At 60.8% G+C, this 13,710-nt stretch carries 11 protein-coding genes; 7 read left to right on the top strand and 4 right to left on the bottom strand.

All coding sequences use genetic code 11. From position 1 onward, the window contains the following. Window position 1 precedes the first annotated feature (1 nt). Window positions 2-1,042, top strand: a complete 1,041-nt coding sequence (locus OU694_RS07070; RefSeq protein WP_308910273.1) for a hypothetical protein — start codon at window positions 2-4, stop codon at window positions 1,040-1,042. A gap of 18 nt (window positions 1,043-1,060) precedes the next feature. On the opposite strand, the gene OU694_RS07075 is transcribed toward OU694_RS07070, so the two are convergent. Next, complete coding sequence (locus OU694_RS07075; protein WP_308910274.1) at window positions 1,061-1,963, bottom strand: LysR family transcriptional regulator; 903 nt, start codon at window positions 1,961-1,963, stop codon at window positions 1,061-1,063. A gap of 111 nt (window positions 1,964-2,074) precedes the next feature. Here OU694_RS07075 and OU694_RS07080 point away from each other — a divergent pair, with 111 nt between their 5' ends. The 6 genes from OU694_RS07080 to OU694_RS07105 all read left to right on the top strand — a co-directional run bounded on the left by OU694_RS07080 (window position 2,075) and on the right by OU694_RS07105 (window position 11,167). After that, window positions 2,075-2,737 carry a glutathione S-transferase family protein gene (locus OU694_RS07080; protein ID WP_308910275.1) on the top strand — a complete coding sequence of 221 codons (663 nt, stop codon included), beginning with the start codon at window positions 2,075-2,077 and terminating at the stop codon, window positions 2,735-2,737. A 64-nt stretch (window positions 2,738-2,801) separates the two neighbouring features. Then, complete coding sequence (locus OU694_RS07085; protein ID WP_308910276.1) at window positions 2,802-5,471, top strand: helix-turn-helix transcriptional regulator; 2,670 nt, start codon at window positions 2,802-2,804, stop codon at window positions 5,469-5,471. 145 nt (window positions 5,472-5,616) lie between these two features. Next, entirely contained in the window at window positions 5,617-7,173 is a 1,557-nt protein-coding gene (locus OU694_RS07090) for a hydantoinase/oxoprolinase N-terminal domain-containing protein (protein WP_308910277.1), read from the top strand. Between the two features lies 1 nt (window position 7,174). Beyond that, window positions 7,175-8,275 (top strand): S-methyl thiohydantoin desulfurase family protein, encoded by a 1,101-nt coding sequence (locus tag OU694_RS07095; RefSeq protein WP_308910278.1) that lies wholly within the window; start codon window positions 7,175-7,177, stop codon window positions 8,273-8,275. Beyond that, the gene (locus tag OU694_RS07100; RefSeq protein ID WP_308910279.1) at window positions 8,272-9,000 is read left to right on the top strand and encodes an aspartate/glutamate racemase family protein; all 729 of its coding nucleotides are present in this window, start codon (window positions 8,272-8,274) and stop codon (window positions 8,998-9,000) included. Before OU694_RS07095 ends, OU694_RS07100 begins: the two co-directional genes overlap by 4 nt. Before the next feature lie 43 nt (window positions 9,001-9,043). Beyond that, on the top strand, window positions 9,044-11,167 hold the full coding sequence (locus tag OU694_RS07105) for a TonB-dependent receptor (protein WP_308910280.1): 2,124 nt from the start codon (window positions 9,044-9,046) through the stop codon (window positions 11,165-11,167). A gap of 78 nt (window positions 11,168-11,245) precedes the next feature. Here the strand turns inward: OU694_RS07105 and OU694_RS07110 are convergent, their stop codons facing one another. From OU694_RS07110 to OU694_RS07120, 3 genes are all read right to left on the bottom strand, one after another. After that, window positions 11,246-12,058 carry an alpha/beta fold hydrolase gene (locus tag OU694_RS07110; protein WP_308910281.1) on the bottom strand — a complete coding sequence of 271 codons (813 nt, stop codon included), beginning with the start codon at window positions 12,056-12,058 and terminating at the stop codon, window positions 11,246-11,248. Window positions 12,059-12,089: 31 nt separating this feature from the next. Then, window positions 12,090-12,647: a VOC family protein gene (locus tag OU694_RS07115; protein ID WP_373460219.1), complete on the bottom strand. Its 558-nt coding sequence runs from the start codon at window positions 12,645-12,647 to the stop codon at window positions 12,090-12,092. 215 nt (window positions 12,648-12,862) lie between these two features. Continuing rightward, window positions 12,863-13,675, bottom strand: coding sequence for an IclR family transcriptional regulator domain-containing protein (locus tag OU694_RS07120; protein ID WP_308910283.1), 813 nt, complete (start codon window positions 13,673-13,675; stop codon window positions 12,863-12,865). Window positions 13,676-13,710 lie beyond the last annotated feature (35 nt).

Consider the following 13,710-nt stretch of genomic DNA (forward strand, 5'->3'; position numbering starts at 1 on the left):
GATGAAAACCCTTAAATTCGTTGCAGCACTCGGCTGTGCTGTTTTCATCGGCGGATATGCCTCTGCCGAACCCTTCAAGGTTTCGGTCGAGGCGATGGAACGTTTCGACCTGCAGAGCGAATCCAGCGAGGCGCTACCGGGTGAAAAGCTGTTCCTTCGGGTTCGCTATTATGACGGGGACATGCGGCCGGCGTGCCGCGATGCCCTCGAGGAAAACGTCCCGCAGGATTGCAGCCTCCTGACCCCGCTCATCACCTATGAGGTGACAGAATGGACCGTCAACGGCATCCAGAACGGCAATGGTGACGTTGGCGCGATTTCCAGCCTCTCGGATGGCCGGGTGACTTATATGGCCCCCGCCGAACCGCCGAAGCGCAATCCCGTGGCGGTCACCGCAAAAGTACGGGTCGGCAGTCAGGATATTCTTGTCAGCACCGAAATCACCATACGCCCACCGAGCAAGTGGGAAGGCTATGTGACCTACAATTTCGAAGCGGATTATCAGGAAAACGATCAGGGCGCGAACCGGACCACCAACGGCAAGGTCAAATTCTTCGGCGCCTACGAGATCGATGAAGTCCTTTCCGACAGTTACGGGGACGACGGCACAGGGGTCGTCTTCCTCGCTATCGCGCCGCGTGAGGCCGAGTATGAATTCGACGAAAAGACCAGGGACGACTGTGACCGCACCTCCAGAATGCGGGGCAGCTTTCTGAAAGGCCTTAAACTGCCGCCGCCCAACCAGACACTGAACCTGGCTGTTGGCAAAGACGGCCTCGAATTCGGGAACGTGATGCCCATGCCGATAGATGCTCAAGGGGAATGGCATGTGCGCAATTGCATTGCCGACAAAGGGCTGGAAAGTTCGGGCGAGATGGAAGACTTCGTCAATATGGACTTTCTGATCGATGGCGCTTTCAAGGCCCCGCTTGAAGGCGGCATTTACCGGGGCAGTTTGCAGGAAGAAAGGACCTTCAGTTTTTCAGGCCGGGAGTTTACCGGCATGCTCACCATGGAATGGCGCTTCCGGCGGCATAACTGAGAAACCAGATACTGCGGGTCAGCGTACCGGCCCGCAGTGTTTGCCGAACTCGGCCGCGAAGAAATCCATGAAGGCCCGGATGCGGCGCGCGTTGCGCATGCTTTCGCGCACCAGCATGAAAAAATCGTACCGACTGCCCGGTATTGCGCCCATACAGCGGTGCAGGTCCTCGTAATGATCGCCAATAAGCTGGGGCAAGGGTCCGATGCCAAGCCCTGCCCTCACCGCGGCCACCACATTCGTGAGACTTGAAGAGGTTGCGCCGACAGGGGCGTCACGTGCGGTTTCCTTCAGCCATGCCATGGCCGGCATCTGGCTGACGCTGCCTTCACACAGAACAACCGGACGTTCGCAGAGTTCCGCGATCGTTTCCGGCATCCCGCAGCGCGCGATATAGGCGGAACTGGCATAAAGATACCAGTCGGCAACCTGCAGCTTCCTCACGACAAGCCCCGCGTCGTTGGGCACGGTGCCGGAGCGCAGCGCGATATCGGCTTCCCCCTTCAGGAGATCGAGCCGCCGGTCCTCGACCATGATTTCGATCCTGACATCGGGATATTCCTCATAGAATCGCCCAAGTGCCGGAACCACATAGAGATTCGCAACCGATTCAGACATGGTCACCCTGACCGTACCGCTGATGCCGCGACGGCGCTGCTCCATTTGGGCGGCAAGGTCGGTAGCGATACTGTTCATCCGCACGGCATAATCGAGGACGGCGATCCCGTCCTCGGTCGGCAGATAGCCGGATTGCCGCCGTTCGACGAGCGTCAGCCCCATGGCCTGCTCGAGTGCCGCTACCCGGCGCGCCACGGTCGTCTGGTCCACCTTCAGCTTGCGGGCAGCGGCCAGCGTGGAGCCTTCCTCGAACACGGCGAGAAGGTAGCGCAGGTCGTTCCAGTCGAAGGTCGGGGCGGCCATCAGTTTTTCCGGTCAAATTGCTTTTGCAGCGCGCCACCCTTTCGGGCAACAATGCGCCGTCATTAACCAAGGCGACTGTAGTCATGCCGCCGACCGCGTCAAGGATGCCGAATGCTGCGCCTCTATATGGACCCGATTTCAACGACTTGCCGACCGATCCTGATGTTTGCCGAGGAAGCAGGGATCACGCTTGAGCCGGTGCTGATCTCGCTCATGAACAATGAGCAGATGTCGGCTGATTTCATCGCCATCAACCCGGCCCACGCCATCCCGGTGCTGGATCATGACGGCTTCATCCTGACGGAATCGTCCACCATCCTGAAGTATCTGGCTGACCTGCACGGGTCGCCCGCCTATCCTGCCGACATCAAGGCTCGCGCCCGGGTCAACGAGGCGATGGACTGGTTCAATACCGGCTTCTATGGCGCGTTCGGGCGGGGCTATGTCTATCCGCAGGTCATCGACTTCTTCATCTGGCCAACGCCTGAGCAACAGGAAGCAGCGCTCGAACGCGCGCTCATGCTCGCCAAGGACCGCTTCGCGCAGCTTGAAGGGCGGCTTGCCCTGAACGGCCGGTTCGTTTGCGGCGAAACGATCACCCTCGCCGACTATTTCGGCGCCTGCCTTGTCAGCCTTGGTGAACTTGTCGGCTTCTCGCTCGCCCCATGGCCCAATGTGCAGGCATGGATGGCGCGGATGCAGACGCGGCCGGCATGGGGTAACACTCATGCAGCTTTCAACGGCTGGGTGGCGCACTGCAGATCTGGAAATTGATTGTCAGGCCCATCGTCTCCTAAGATGTTAAGCGGGCACAGCCACAAAAAGGTGACAGGGTTTCATGGACAAAGGGCCGAACATTCCGGAATGGCTGGTAGGCGCCAAGGTCCAGCCACCGCGACAGGGACGGGACGAATTGTTCCGCCTGCCGACGGAAGAAGACGAAGCCCCTGCCTTTATCACCTATGTCGAAGCCCCTGCGGGATATGGAAAAACAACGTTCCTGACCCAGTACCGCCAGCGGTGGCTGGCGCGCAGCGATTCAAAGGTTCTGTGGCTGACCTTTTCGCGCGATGAAAGTGCCCGCAGCCTTGTTGAATATCTCGCCTTTGCCCTGCTTCGGCAGGATGTGTCGCTGGCGCATGACTTTTACGAGGGCGTCGCCGAAAACACCCAATTGACCCGCTATCTCAATATCATCGCCAACACGCTGGAGCATGACGGCAGCGACTGGCTCGTGGTGTTCGACGATCTGGAAGTGATCGGACGCGAGGTTCTGGAAGCGGTGGAATATCTGATCAGCATCGCACCGCAGAATGTGAACTTCCTGATAGCGGGCCGCACCAATCCCGGCCTCGCTCTCACCCGCTACGCGGCCCAGATGCAGCTTGATCAGGTGCGGGCGGAAGACCTTTGCTTCACCGCCCAGCATATCCTTGCCCTGTTCGGACAGAAGATATCGCTGGATGATGCCATCCGGATCGAGGAAGCGACGCTTGGTTGGCCCATTGCCGTGAAGCTCGTGCAGATGGACATCAAGTCCGGATGTTCACTCGACGAAGCCCTTCGGCGACTCGGCGATTCGTCAGCAACCGCCGCCCATTATATCAAGGAGCAGATCGAAACCCGGCTGCCGGCTGACATGCGCATCATGCTGCTGGAGGCCGCCGTCCTTGAATGGCTGGAAGCCGACGCCCTGAGAGCGACGCAGGGCAGTGACAATCTCCTGACCCGGCTTGGAGAGTTGGGCGAGATCGGATCGCTGATCAGCATGATTGATGACGGATCCGAAACGTTCCGCCTGCACCCCCTGTTACGTGACCATCTGGGCGAGACGCTGAAGCGCGAGGCGCCCGAGAAATACCGCGACCTGCATCGGCGCGCCGCCCGCTGGATGGCAGACAGGAACCGCCTGCGGCTCGCGCTTTCGCATGCCTATCTTTCGGATGACCGTCATCTGGTCGGCACCCTGATCGAGGAATTCGGGGCTGTGCGGCTCTTTTTCCGCGAGGGCGTGACCCGCGCCTACAGTTTCCAGGTTTATCTGAGCGACCCTATCCTCGAAAGCTTCCCGCGCGTCGCGCTGATGTATTGCGTGGCGCAAACGAAACTTGGCGCCCTCAGGGATGCCCGCCGGGTTTACCATCGGGTATCGGGCCTGACAGCCGGCTTCACCAAAGATCGCGACAGCGGCGATGATGTGGCCCTTGATCTCGACCACCGCTTCTGCCGGGTCTTCCTTGCACTCTACGGCTGCCTTGCCGGGAGCGACCTCCGGCAGGAAGATCTGGACCGCATGCCCGAACGCATGGGCACCTCGGCCGTTGTGGACGGCGCCTTCAACAACACCCTCTGCGTATCGAACTTCGTGCGGGGACAATTGGATGAAGCCGCGCGCCGCGCGTCCCACGCCCGCGCATCCTACGAAGATGCCTCCTCTCTCTACGGTCAGCTTTATATCGACCTGCACGAAGGCGCCATCGCCTTCAACCGGGGGGACCTTGACGCCGCAACCCGCCATTTCGAGGCAGGCAAGGCGCGCTACCGCCGCTATTTCCGTGAAGATGAAGGCGCCAGACTCGCCTGCGATGTCATGCAGGCCGAACTTGCACTTTACGCGGGCGACATGGACCGGGCGGCAAGACTGCTGCCCTCCTTCAAGCGGCGCCTTGTAGCGTTCGAGGCATGGCGCGACATTTATGCGATGGGCATCACTGCCGCTGTCGATCATTTCCTTGCTGAAGACAGGCTCGCCGACGCGCGCGACCTGTTGAAAGAACTTCGTCACTATTTCGAGGAAGAGCAGGTTGCTGACATGCTGCCGATTGTCGGCCGCCTCGAGATGGTGCTGAGGGCCGCAAATGGTGAAGCCATCGGCACCACACTCGGGTCGGGATACCTGCCGACGCCCGAGGTGCTCCTCGAAAATCTTGCAGATCTCGGCTGGCGGGACAGCGAGAATATCGTGCGCACCCATTATCTTTGTCAGCGATACCAGCGCCGCGACCTGAAACTCGGTGACATTGCGGAGGCTGTTGCCACGTATTTCCTGAAGCTCGGCCTGAATGTCCCGGCTTGCAGGGTGCTTGTCACGGCGGCCGCGTCCGAACATGCCACCGGCAAGCCTGAAGCCGCCTTCCGGCTTCTCGCCCTTGCTTTGCCGACGCTGCGGGCAACAGGCGGCGCCGGCCTCGCACGGCTTGAGGCGGCGGCTATCCGGGGCATTCTGGATGATGCCGCTGGCCCGATTGGCACCGACACGGACGATGTGTGGATCACCGAACTGGTGCGACAGGAATCCGCCCCGGACGGACCACTTTTCAGCCCGCGTGAAAGCGATGTCTTGCGCCATCTCGTTGAAGGAAAACAGGACAAGGTGATTGCCCGCGAGCTTGGCGTCACCGAGCATGCCGTGCGCTATCACCTGAAAAACATCTATGCCAAGATGCAGGTATCAGGGCGGCACGAGGCGGTCGCACGGCTTGGCAAACTGAGGCCGGTGGCTGGCTGACCTACCCAAACCGGTAGGTGGAGGCAAATGGCGCCGGTAGCTGCAAACCCACTGCTGCCACACCTGAATCTACTAATCTTCGCTTTTGTCCACCGGCGGCAATCATGCCTACGCTTGGGAACGTTTTCCAATCCCGAGGTAGGTTATGCGCATAGGTGTAGATGTTGGCGGCACGAATACGGATGCGGTCCTGATGGACGGCAGCAAGGTGCTCGCCTCCCGCAAGATGCCCACGACGGCTGACGTCAGCAGCGGCATCGAAGCTGCCATCGGTGCAATCCTCACCGAAGCAGACGTCACCGGCAGCCAGATCGACTGCGTGATGATCGGCACCACCCATTTCACCAATGCCTTTGTGCAGGCGAAGGATCTGGCGCGCGTATTTGCCCTGCGGATCGGTGCACCGGCGGGCCGCGGCATTCCCCCCTTCTCCGCGTGGCCCGCCGCGATGCGGGATGCCGTCTTCGGTGGTTATGCAATGGTCCGCGGCGGCTACGAATTTGACGGTCGGCAGATTGCGCCGCTCGATGAAGCTGCAATCGCCGCTGCCGCACGCGACATCAAGGCCAAAGGCATCGGCCATGTGGCGGTCTCCGGCATTTTCAGCCAACTGAATGCCGATCAGGAAATCCGCGCCGGCGAAATCCTCGCCGACGCAGTGCCGGGCCTCAGCGTATCGCTGTCATCGCAGCTTGGCCGCGTGGGGCTTCTGGAACGCGAAAACGCGGCCATCATGAATGCCAGCCTGCGCAGCCTCGCCGATCATGTGGCCGATGCCTTTGCCCGCGCGCTGGAAAGCCTTGGCATCACGGCCCCCTTCTTCGTCAGCCAGAATGACGGCACCCTGATGAAAACCGACCAGCTTCGCCGGTATCCGGTGCTGACTTTCGCGGCCGGCCCCACCAACAGCCTGCGGGGTGCGGCGTGGCTGACCGGCCTGAAGGACGCCATCGTTGTTGATATCGGCGGTACCACCACCGATATCGGTGTGCTGGTGAACGGTTTCCCCCGTCAATCGAGCGTAGCGGTCGATATCGGCGGTGTGCGCACCAATTTCCGCATGCCCGACATCATTTCCATCGGCCTTGGCGGTGGCAGCCGTGTGCGCGAGCATGGCGGCAAGGTCACCGTCGGTCCGGATTCCACCGGCTTCCGCCTGCTGCGGGAAGGCCTGATTTTCGGCGGCGCCACATTGACCGCAAGCGACATTGCCGTCGCCAGCGGCAAGGCCGATTTCGGCGACAGGAAAAAGGTCGAGCATCTGGACGAAGGTCTGGTCTTTGCCGCCCTTGATGCCATCCACGGGCTTGTGGAGGACGGGATCGACCGGATGAAAACCAGCCGCGGCAAAACCCCCATGATCCTTGTCGGCGGCGGGCATGTACTGATCAGCCGGCCCCTTGAAGGCATTTCGCAGACCGAAGCACCCGACCACGCCGGGGTCGCCAACGCCGTCGGTGCAGCAATAGGCCAGATCAGCGGCGAAATCGACCGCATCTACAATATCGCGAACGACGACAGCCGCGAGGCCGCCCTTGCGGATGCGCGCGAGCGTGCCATCGAAGCCGCTGTTCTGGCAGGGGCCGACCGGGCAAGTGTGGAAATTGTGAATATCGAAGCCGTGCCGCTGCAGTATCTACCGGGCGGTGCGACGCGTGTGGTTTGCCGGGCGGTCGGTGACCTTGTGATGGAGAAGGCGTGACATGGCGACTGAAATCAATCTCGACAATATCGAAGACCTCGCCGTCGGCTCCGCCTTCCTCGGCACCGGCGGGGGTGGGGACCCCTATCTCGGCTCCCTCCTCTGCCGCGAGGCAATTGCAAAATATGGCCCTGTGCGGCTCGTGTCGCTCGACGACCTGAAAGACGAGGACAGTGTCTATGTCGCCGCCGCCATTGGCGCGCCGACGGTGATGATCGAAAAACTCTTCTCGGTCGAGGACCAGCACCATGCGGTCAGCCTGCTTGAGCGCTATCTTGACCGGCCAGCGACAGCCATCACATCGGCCGAAATTGGCGGCTGCAACTCGATGATGCCGGTTGCCTATGCCGCCATGCGCGGCCTACCACTCGTCGACGGCGACGGCATGGGCCGCGCATTTCCCGAATTGCAGATGACATCGATGAATGTGGCCGGCATCGCCTGCGCCCCGATGACCCTGGCGGACGAACATGGCAACAGCCTGCTCATCCAAGCGAACAGCGGCAAGAAGGCGGAATTGCTGGCCCGGCCCGTGGTCGCCGAGATGGGGGCCAGCATATGCATGTCCTGCTACCCCATGACCGGGGCGGAAGCCCGTCGCGGCCTTGTCCGCGATACGATCAGCGCCGCGGTGGCAATTGGCGAGGCCGTACGCACGCGCGGCGATCTCTCGGCCATCGACCGGCTGGTCGGCGCCCTGCGTCAACATGCCTATTATGCCGATGCCTATCGCATCTTCGACGGCAAGATCACTGAGATCGAACGCACCACCCAGTCGGGTTGGGTGACAGGCAAATGCACCATCGCCGCGGCACTTGGCAAACGCGAGGCGCAACTTACCTTCAAGAACGAAAATCTCGTCGTCTATGTGGACGGCGTCCTGCGCTGTGTGGTGCCGGACCTGATCACCGTGGTCGACCAGGAAACCGGACAAGCCATTCCGACCGAGCGACTGGCCTACGGGCAGCGCGTCTCTGTCATCGGCTGCAGCGCACCCGCCCCGCTGAAAACTCCAGCGGCTCTTGAAGTGGTGGGTCCTGCCTGTTTTGGCCTCAGCGAAGCCTACACCCCGATCCGCGCGCTGATGGAGGGCAAGGAATGACCCATATCCGCCTCATCACACCGGTTATCACCGAAGGCATCCGCAAACTGGATGATATCGCCTTCCTGAAAAGCCCGACCCTTGAATTCAGCCACGTCCTTCTCGCGACCGGCCCTTCCTCGATCGAATGCGAGTTTGACGAGGCGCTTGCCGTGCCGGGCGTTGCCGCCCGCGCGCTGGAAGCAGAAAAGGATGGTGCGGACGCGGTGATCATCGATTGCATGGGTGACCCCGGCCTTGGCGTAGCGCGCGAACTGGTGTCCATCCCGGTCCTTGGACCTTTCGAATCTTCGGCGCATCTCGCGGCCATGATGGGTCACCGCTTCTCGGTGGTGACGGTGCTCGATTCCGTGCGGCCCATGCTTGAAAATCTGGCGACCATCTATGGTGTCGCAGACAAACTCGCTTCCGTGCGGGTGATTGATGTCCCTGTCCTTGAGCTTGAAGCCCGCATCACAGAAGTGCAGGCAGCCCTTGCCAAAGAAGCCGAGCAGGCTGTGCTGCACGACCATGCCGACACCATCATCCTCGGCTGCACCGGTTTTCTGGGCTGCGCCGAAGCCATTCGCGCCCATTTGCTGGCCAAAGGGCTGGATGTGCCCGTGATCGACCCTATCCCGACAACGGTTTGTCTCGCCGAAGCGTTCGTGAAAGCAGGGCTTGCTCAGAGCAAGCATTGCCATCCGCGCCCGCGCCCAAAACCCGTCGCCGGTTACGACTTCTGAAAATGGTGAAGTGCAATAGAATAATATGCAGGGAGATAAAGCCATGAAACTGGCATCGTCGTTTAAGAGAAATACGAGTGTTCTGGCCATTTCCATGGCCGTTGCCACCCTTATACCTGCGGCCGCATCGGCACAGACAGCCGGTCAGTCCGATGACCTTGTGCTTGAAGAGATCGTCGTCACCTCGCAGCGGCGCGAGGAACGCCTGCAGGATGTTCCGATCCAGGTCGCAGCCTTTTCCGACAGCAAGATCGAGGCCGCCGGGATCAAGGCCACGCAGGATTTCATCAATCTGGTGCCGAACGTTTCGCTGGACGACAGCTTCACCTACCTGAATACCTTCGTGGTGGTGCGCGGGGTGACGCAGATCAACAACGCGGACTCTCCGATTGCCATCATCGTGGACGGCGTGCCGCAGAACAGCCAGAAACAGCTGAAGATGAACCTGTTCGATATCGAGCGCATCGAGGTTCTGAAAGGCCCGCAGGGCGGCCTCTATGGCCGGAACGCCATTGGCGGCGCCATCAATATCGTGACCAAGGCACCCGGCGACACGCTGGAAGGCCAGGTGAATGCGAGCTATGGCCGCGGCGATGCACTGGACCTTACCGCTGTGATTTCCACTCCCGTGGGCGATGAAGGTGGCCTGCGTGTTTCCGGCAGCTACAAAACCGACAATGGCCGTATAGAAAACAGCCATACCGGCGAGAAGGTCGATTTTATCGATCATGACGCCGAGGTGCGCGCCCGATATAACCAGAATTTCGGTGAGCGGGTAAAGATGGACCTGCGGGCCTCCTACCGCGACTTTGAAGCCGGGGCTGTTTACGATTCCGTCGTCTTCTCCGGCGAGCCGGATGATTATGTCGCGCCGTCCGAGAATATCGAAGGCATCACCTTCGGCGACATCTTCGATGCCTCCGCCAAATTCGACATCGCCTTTGACGGCGCCACCCTTTCAAGCATCACCGGCTATACCGCCCTTGAAGAATATTTCCGGGGCGATATCGACTTCACCAACGCTGTCGACAAGCCGGGCGGTTTCCTCGGGCTCGGCTTCCAGGCGGGCCAAGGCCAGAATCTGGATCTTGATCTCTTCAGTCAGGAACTGCGGCTGGTGTCCGATACCGATGGGCCCTTCCGCTGGATCACGGGCGTCTATTATCTGCACACCGGGCGCGATCTCCTGACGCGCGCCTTCATTGATCTCACCGGCGATGTCAGCCAGTTCGACGATGGCATTGCGATCGTCAATCTCAGTGAAAGCAACAGCAACAATGCCTATGCTGTCTATGGCAGCTTCGACTATGACCTCACCGAAGCCCTGACCCTTTCGGGTGCCCTGCGCTATGACCGCGACAAGCGCAGCCAGACCGACCTGACGAGCGGCGACGTCCGCAAGACGGACTTTGACTCCGTGCAGCCGAAGGCGACGTTGACCTATCATTTTGATGACAACAAACTGGTATATGGCACCTACAGCACCGGCTTCCGCTCGGGCGGGTTCAACGCACCCACGGTGCGCATTCCCGTCTTCAAGGATGAGGAGCTCGAGAATTTCGAGGCCGGCTTCAAGACAAGTTGGCTGGACCGGCGTCTTGTCCTGAACGGCGCTGTCTACAAGTCGAAGAGCGACAATTTCCAGTTCTTCTTCGTTGATGCAGCCAGTGCTTCGCAGATCATCGGCAATATCGATAAAGTCGACATCTGGGGCGTGGAACTGGAAGCGCAGGCTCTCGTCTCCAAGGGCCTGCAGGTGTTTGCTGCCGTCGGGACGACCGACAGCGAGATCAAGGAAAACACCGATGTGCCTGCTTCTGTAGGCAACAAGACACCCAAGACCACGTCATGGAGCCTCAACGCCGGCTTCCAGTATGATGTTGAACTGACCGACACCCACAATCTGATGATGCGGCTCGATTACGAGCATCGCGGCAAAAAATACTGGCAGATCGACAATCTGGCAGTGCAGGAGCCGGTCGATCTTGTTGATATCCGTGTCGGTGTGGAAACCGAGGGATGGGGGCTCTATTTCACCGCCCGCAACCTGCTCGGCGAGAAATATTATACCGACTATAACCCGAGGGCCTACTCGGGCCTCGACACCGATATCGGCTTCCGCGCCCAACCCTCGACATGGGCGGTGGAAGGCAAGGTCCGCTTCTGACCTCGACCACCGTTTGCGTTTCCCGAACTGCCCCCTTCCGCAACATGCGGAAGGGGGCTTTTTCGCACCAGATATTCTCTAGGAAGCAGTAGCCCGGGCCGACAGGAAGGCCTGAATGGCATCCCCCACCTGCGCCGGATGGGTGAGGCAGGCCAGATGCCCTGCTCCTTCAAGGCGCAATCCTTTTGCGTTTGGCAACCCGGCAATGAGCGTGTCAGCAACGGCATGGAGCCAGCCGGTATCACGCTCGCCCGTGATGACAAGCGCCGGGGTATCCATAGTGGCAAGCCTGTCCGCGATATCGGGGGCGGGCGCCGCCGGAAGCGGGACTATCAGGTCTCGGCCCTCATAGGCGGCAAGCATGCTCAGCACCAGTGTTGCGGCATCACCTTCCATGCCGTACCGCAACAGCGGGTGGGCTGCCCAGTCGGCCCTCACCCGGTCCATGCCGCCAGCCGCCGCCCAGTCACGGTAAAGCGCCACCGGAATGGCCTCATCAGCCGCAGGCGGCGGAAAGCCGTCGAGCGGCGCGCTGACAAGCACCATGCCCCGGATGCGGGATGGCAGCCGGTCGCTGGCCCGGAGCGCAACGCGGCCGCCCTGCGACATGCCGACAAGGCCGCACACCGGCTCGCCAAGATGGTCAAGGAGCGCCGAGATGTCATCGACCTCCCGGTCCAGATCAGGCGGCGCCGAGGACTGGCCAAAGCCACGCCGGTCAATCATCGCCAGCCTGAAATGCGGCGCCAGCAAGGGCACCAGCGGCCCCCACATGCGCCGGTCGAAGCTCCAGCCATGCAGGCAAACCACAAGGGGCCCGCTGCCGCTGATATCCACAACGATTTCACCATCCGACCGTTCCAGCCGGATGGTTTCATATGAAGGGTTCATGGAACGGTCATGCCCTGCGGGGCAGGCCGCGTCAATGCGCGGCCATCTCGTCTTCCGGGCGGAGAACATTATTCACCCGGTGGTCGCCAGCGAGCCAGCGCTTCAGTTCGCTGTGGGCGTCCTTGCGGCGAATGGCGTTCAGCTTTTCCGCTGACGGTGAATCGACGGTGAATTCGAGGATCATCCCCGCCGGGTCCTTCACATAGACCGACCGGCAATAGCCGTGATCGAGGATATAAGTCTGCGGTTCCACAATCCCAGCCTTGGCGATCCGGTCAACCAGCGCATCCTGCGTTTCCTGATCCACGAGGAATGCCACATGATTGAAGGGCGAGGACGGGATTTCCGGGCCGAACAGGGCCTGGTCCTCAGGATTGGCAAACTGGAAGAAGGCAAGTGCGCCGCCATCCTCGATCTCGAAAAAGCAATGGGCATAGGTGCGCTCGGCACCGAACAACTCGTCCTTTTCACACCAGGTGGCGATCAGCGGCAGGCCGACCACTTCCTCGTAGAATTTACGGGTCGCTTCCAGATCCTTCGTGACATAGGCGGTGTGATGCAGCCGCTGGGGCCGACGTGTCATGGCCATCCTGTTCCTCCTCCACTTGAATGCGGGCCACCTGCCCGCCCCCGGAATATTCCGATGAGCCAGCCTCCCCCGAGGCCGGCCTCACTTCCGGAGGGGACGATACCACAGGCCCATCAGGCACGCAATTCGATTGTCGAAGTTGTTTTCGATATGCGAATTTTTTGAACCGGACGCACCAATCCTGCCGCCCGGACGCGCCTGAAAATGGATGGCGGTCAGCTGCCCCGCAGCGAATGAACGAGGAAAGGCCAGGCTTTCAGTGCACCTTCCACCTGATCGGCCGCATTCTGCAGAAGCGGCAGGCGGGTGCGGATCAGGTCATCCCGCGCGATGCGGGTGGTGGAGGTGGAGCAGTTGATGGCCGCCGCGATGCGCCGTTCGTTGTCGAACACCGGGACGGCGACCGATACGATTCCGTAATCGAGCTCGTCCTGCGCCGAATCGTAACCCTGCCGGCGAATCTGCTTCAGCCGGTCCCGGAGCACCGTCTTGTCGGTGATCGTATAGTCGGTGAAGCCTGCAAGCTCGACATTGGCAAGATAGTCATCGATCACATCGTCGCTCTGATAGGCCATCAGCACACGGCCGAGCGAAGTGGCGTAAACCGGGAAGCGCGTGCCGACCCCCGCCCCGAGCCGGATGCGGCGATTTGTGGAGACGTGCACAAGATACAAAATGTCCTCACCCGTCAGCACGGCGAGGGACGAACTGTCCCCCGTTTCATCGCGTACGGCCTGCAAATGCGGCGTCGCCACCTGCTCAAGATTCATCGACGCCAGGAAAGCGGAGCCGAATTCCAGCACCTGCGGGCGCAGCAGGAAACGGCGACCGTGACGACCGACATAGCCAAGCTTGACGAGCGTATTGAGGCAGCGCCGCGCAACAGCGGGGCTGAGACCGGTGGCGGCTGCAACCTCGGACAGCTGCATTTCGGGATGCTCCTGCCCGAAAACCCTGAGCACAGAAAGGCCACGCTCCAGCGTGGAAAGATATTCGGGATCCTGTTCCGTGCCTGCTTCGCGCGCCATATTCGCCTGCCCCTCCGGTCAACTCACCTGCTGCG

The sequence above is a fragment of the Pseudokordiimonas caeni genome, from assembly GCF_026719705.1.
Classification (GTDB): domain Bacteria; phylum Pseudomonadota; class Alphaproteobacteria; order Sphingomonadales; family Kordiimonadaceae; genus Gimibacter; species Gimibacter caeni.

Bases quoted from the DNA above. Each gene is read 5' to 3' on its own strand.
- OU694_RS07110 (WP_308910281.1), bottom strand. From the start codon at position 12,058: ATGAACCCTTCATATGAAACCATCCGGCTGGAACGGTCGGATGGTGAA.
- OU694_RS07085 (WP_308910276.1), top strand. From the start codon at position 2,802: ATGGACAAAGGGCCGAACATTCCGGAATGGCTGGTAGGCGCCAAGGTC.
- OU694_RS07115 (WP_373460219.1), bottom strand. From the start codon at position 12,647: ATGGCCATGACACGTCGGCCCCAGCGGCTGCATCACACCGCCTATGTC.
- OU694_RS07120 (WP_308910283.1), bottom strand. From the start codon at position 13,675: ATGGCGCGCGAAGCAGGCACGGAACAGGATCCCGAATATCTTTCCACG.
- OU694_RS07105 (WP_308910280.1), top strand. From the start codon at position 9,044: ATGAAACTGGCATCGTCGTTTAAGAGAAATACGAGTGTTCTGGCCATT.
- OU694_RS07080 (WP_308910275.1), top strand. From the start codon at position 2,075: ATGCTGCGCCTCTATATGGACCCGATTTCAACGACTTGCCGACCGATC.
- OU694_RS07075 (WP_308910274.1), bottom strand. From the start codon at position 1,963: ATGGCCGCCCCGACCTTCGACTGGAACGACCTGCGCTACCTTCTCGCC.
- OU694_RS07090 (WP_308910277.1), top strand. From the start codon at position 5,617: ATGCGCATAGGTGTAGATGTTGGCGGCACGAATACGGATGCGGTCCTG.
- OU694_RS07100 (WP_308910279.1), top strand. From the start codon at position 8,272: ATGACCCATATCCGCCTCATCACACCGGTTATCACCGAAGGCATCCGC.
- OU694_RS07070 (WP_308910273.1), top strand. From the start codon at position 2: ATGAAAACCCTTAAATTCGTTGCAGCACTCGGCTGTGCTGTTTTCATC.
- OU694_RS07095 (WP_308910278.1), top strand. From the start codon at position 7,175: ATGGCGACTGAAATCAATCTCGACAATATCGAAGACCTCGCCGTCGGC.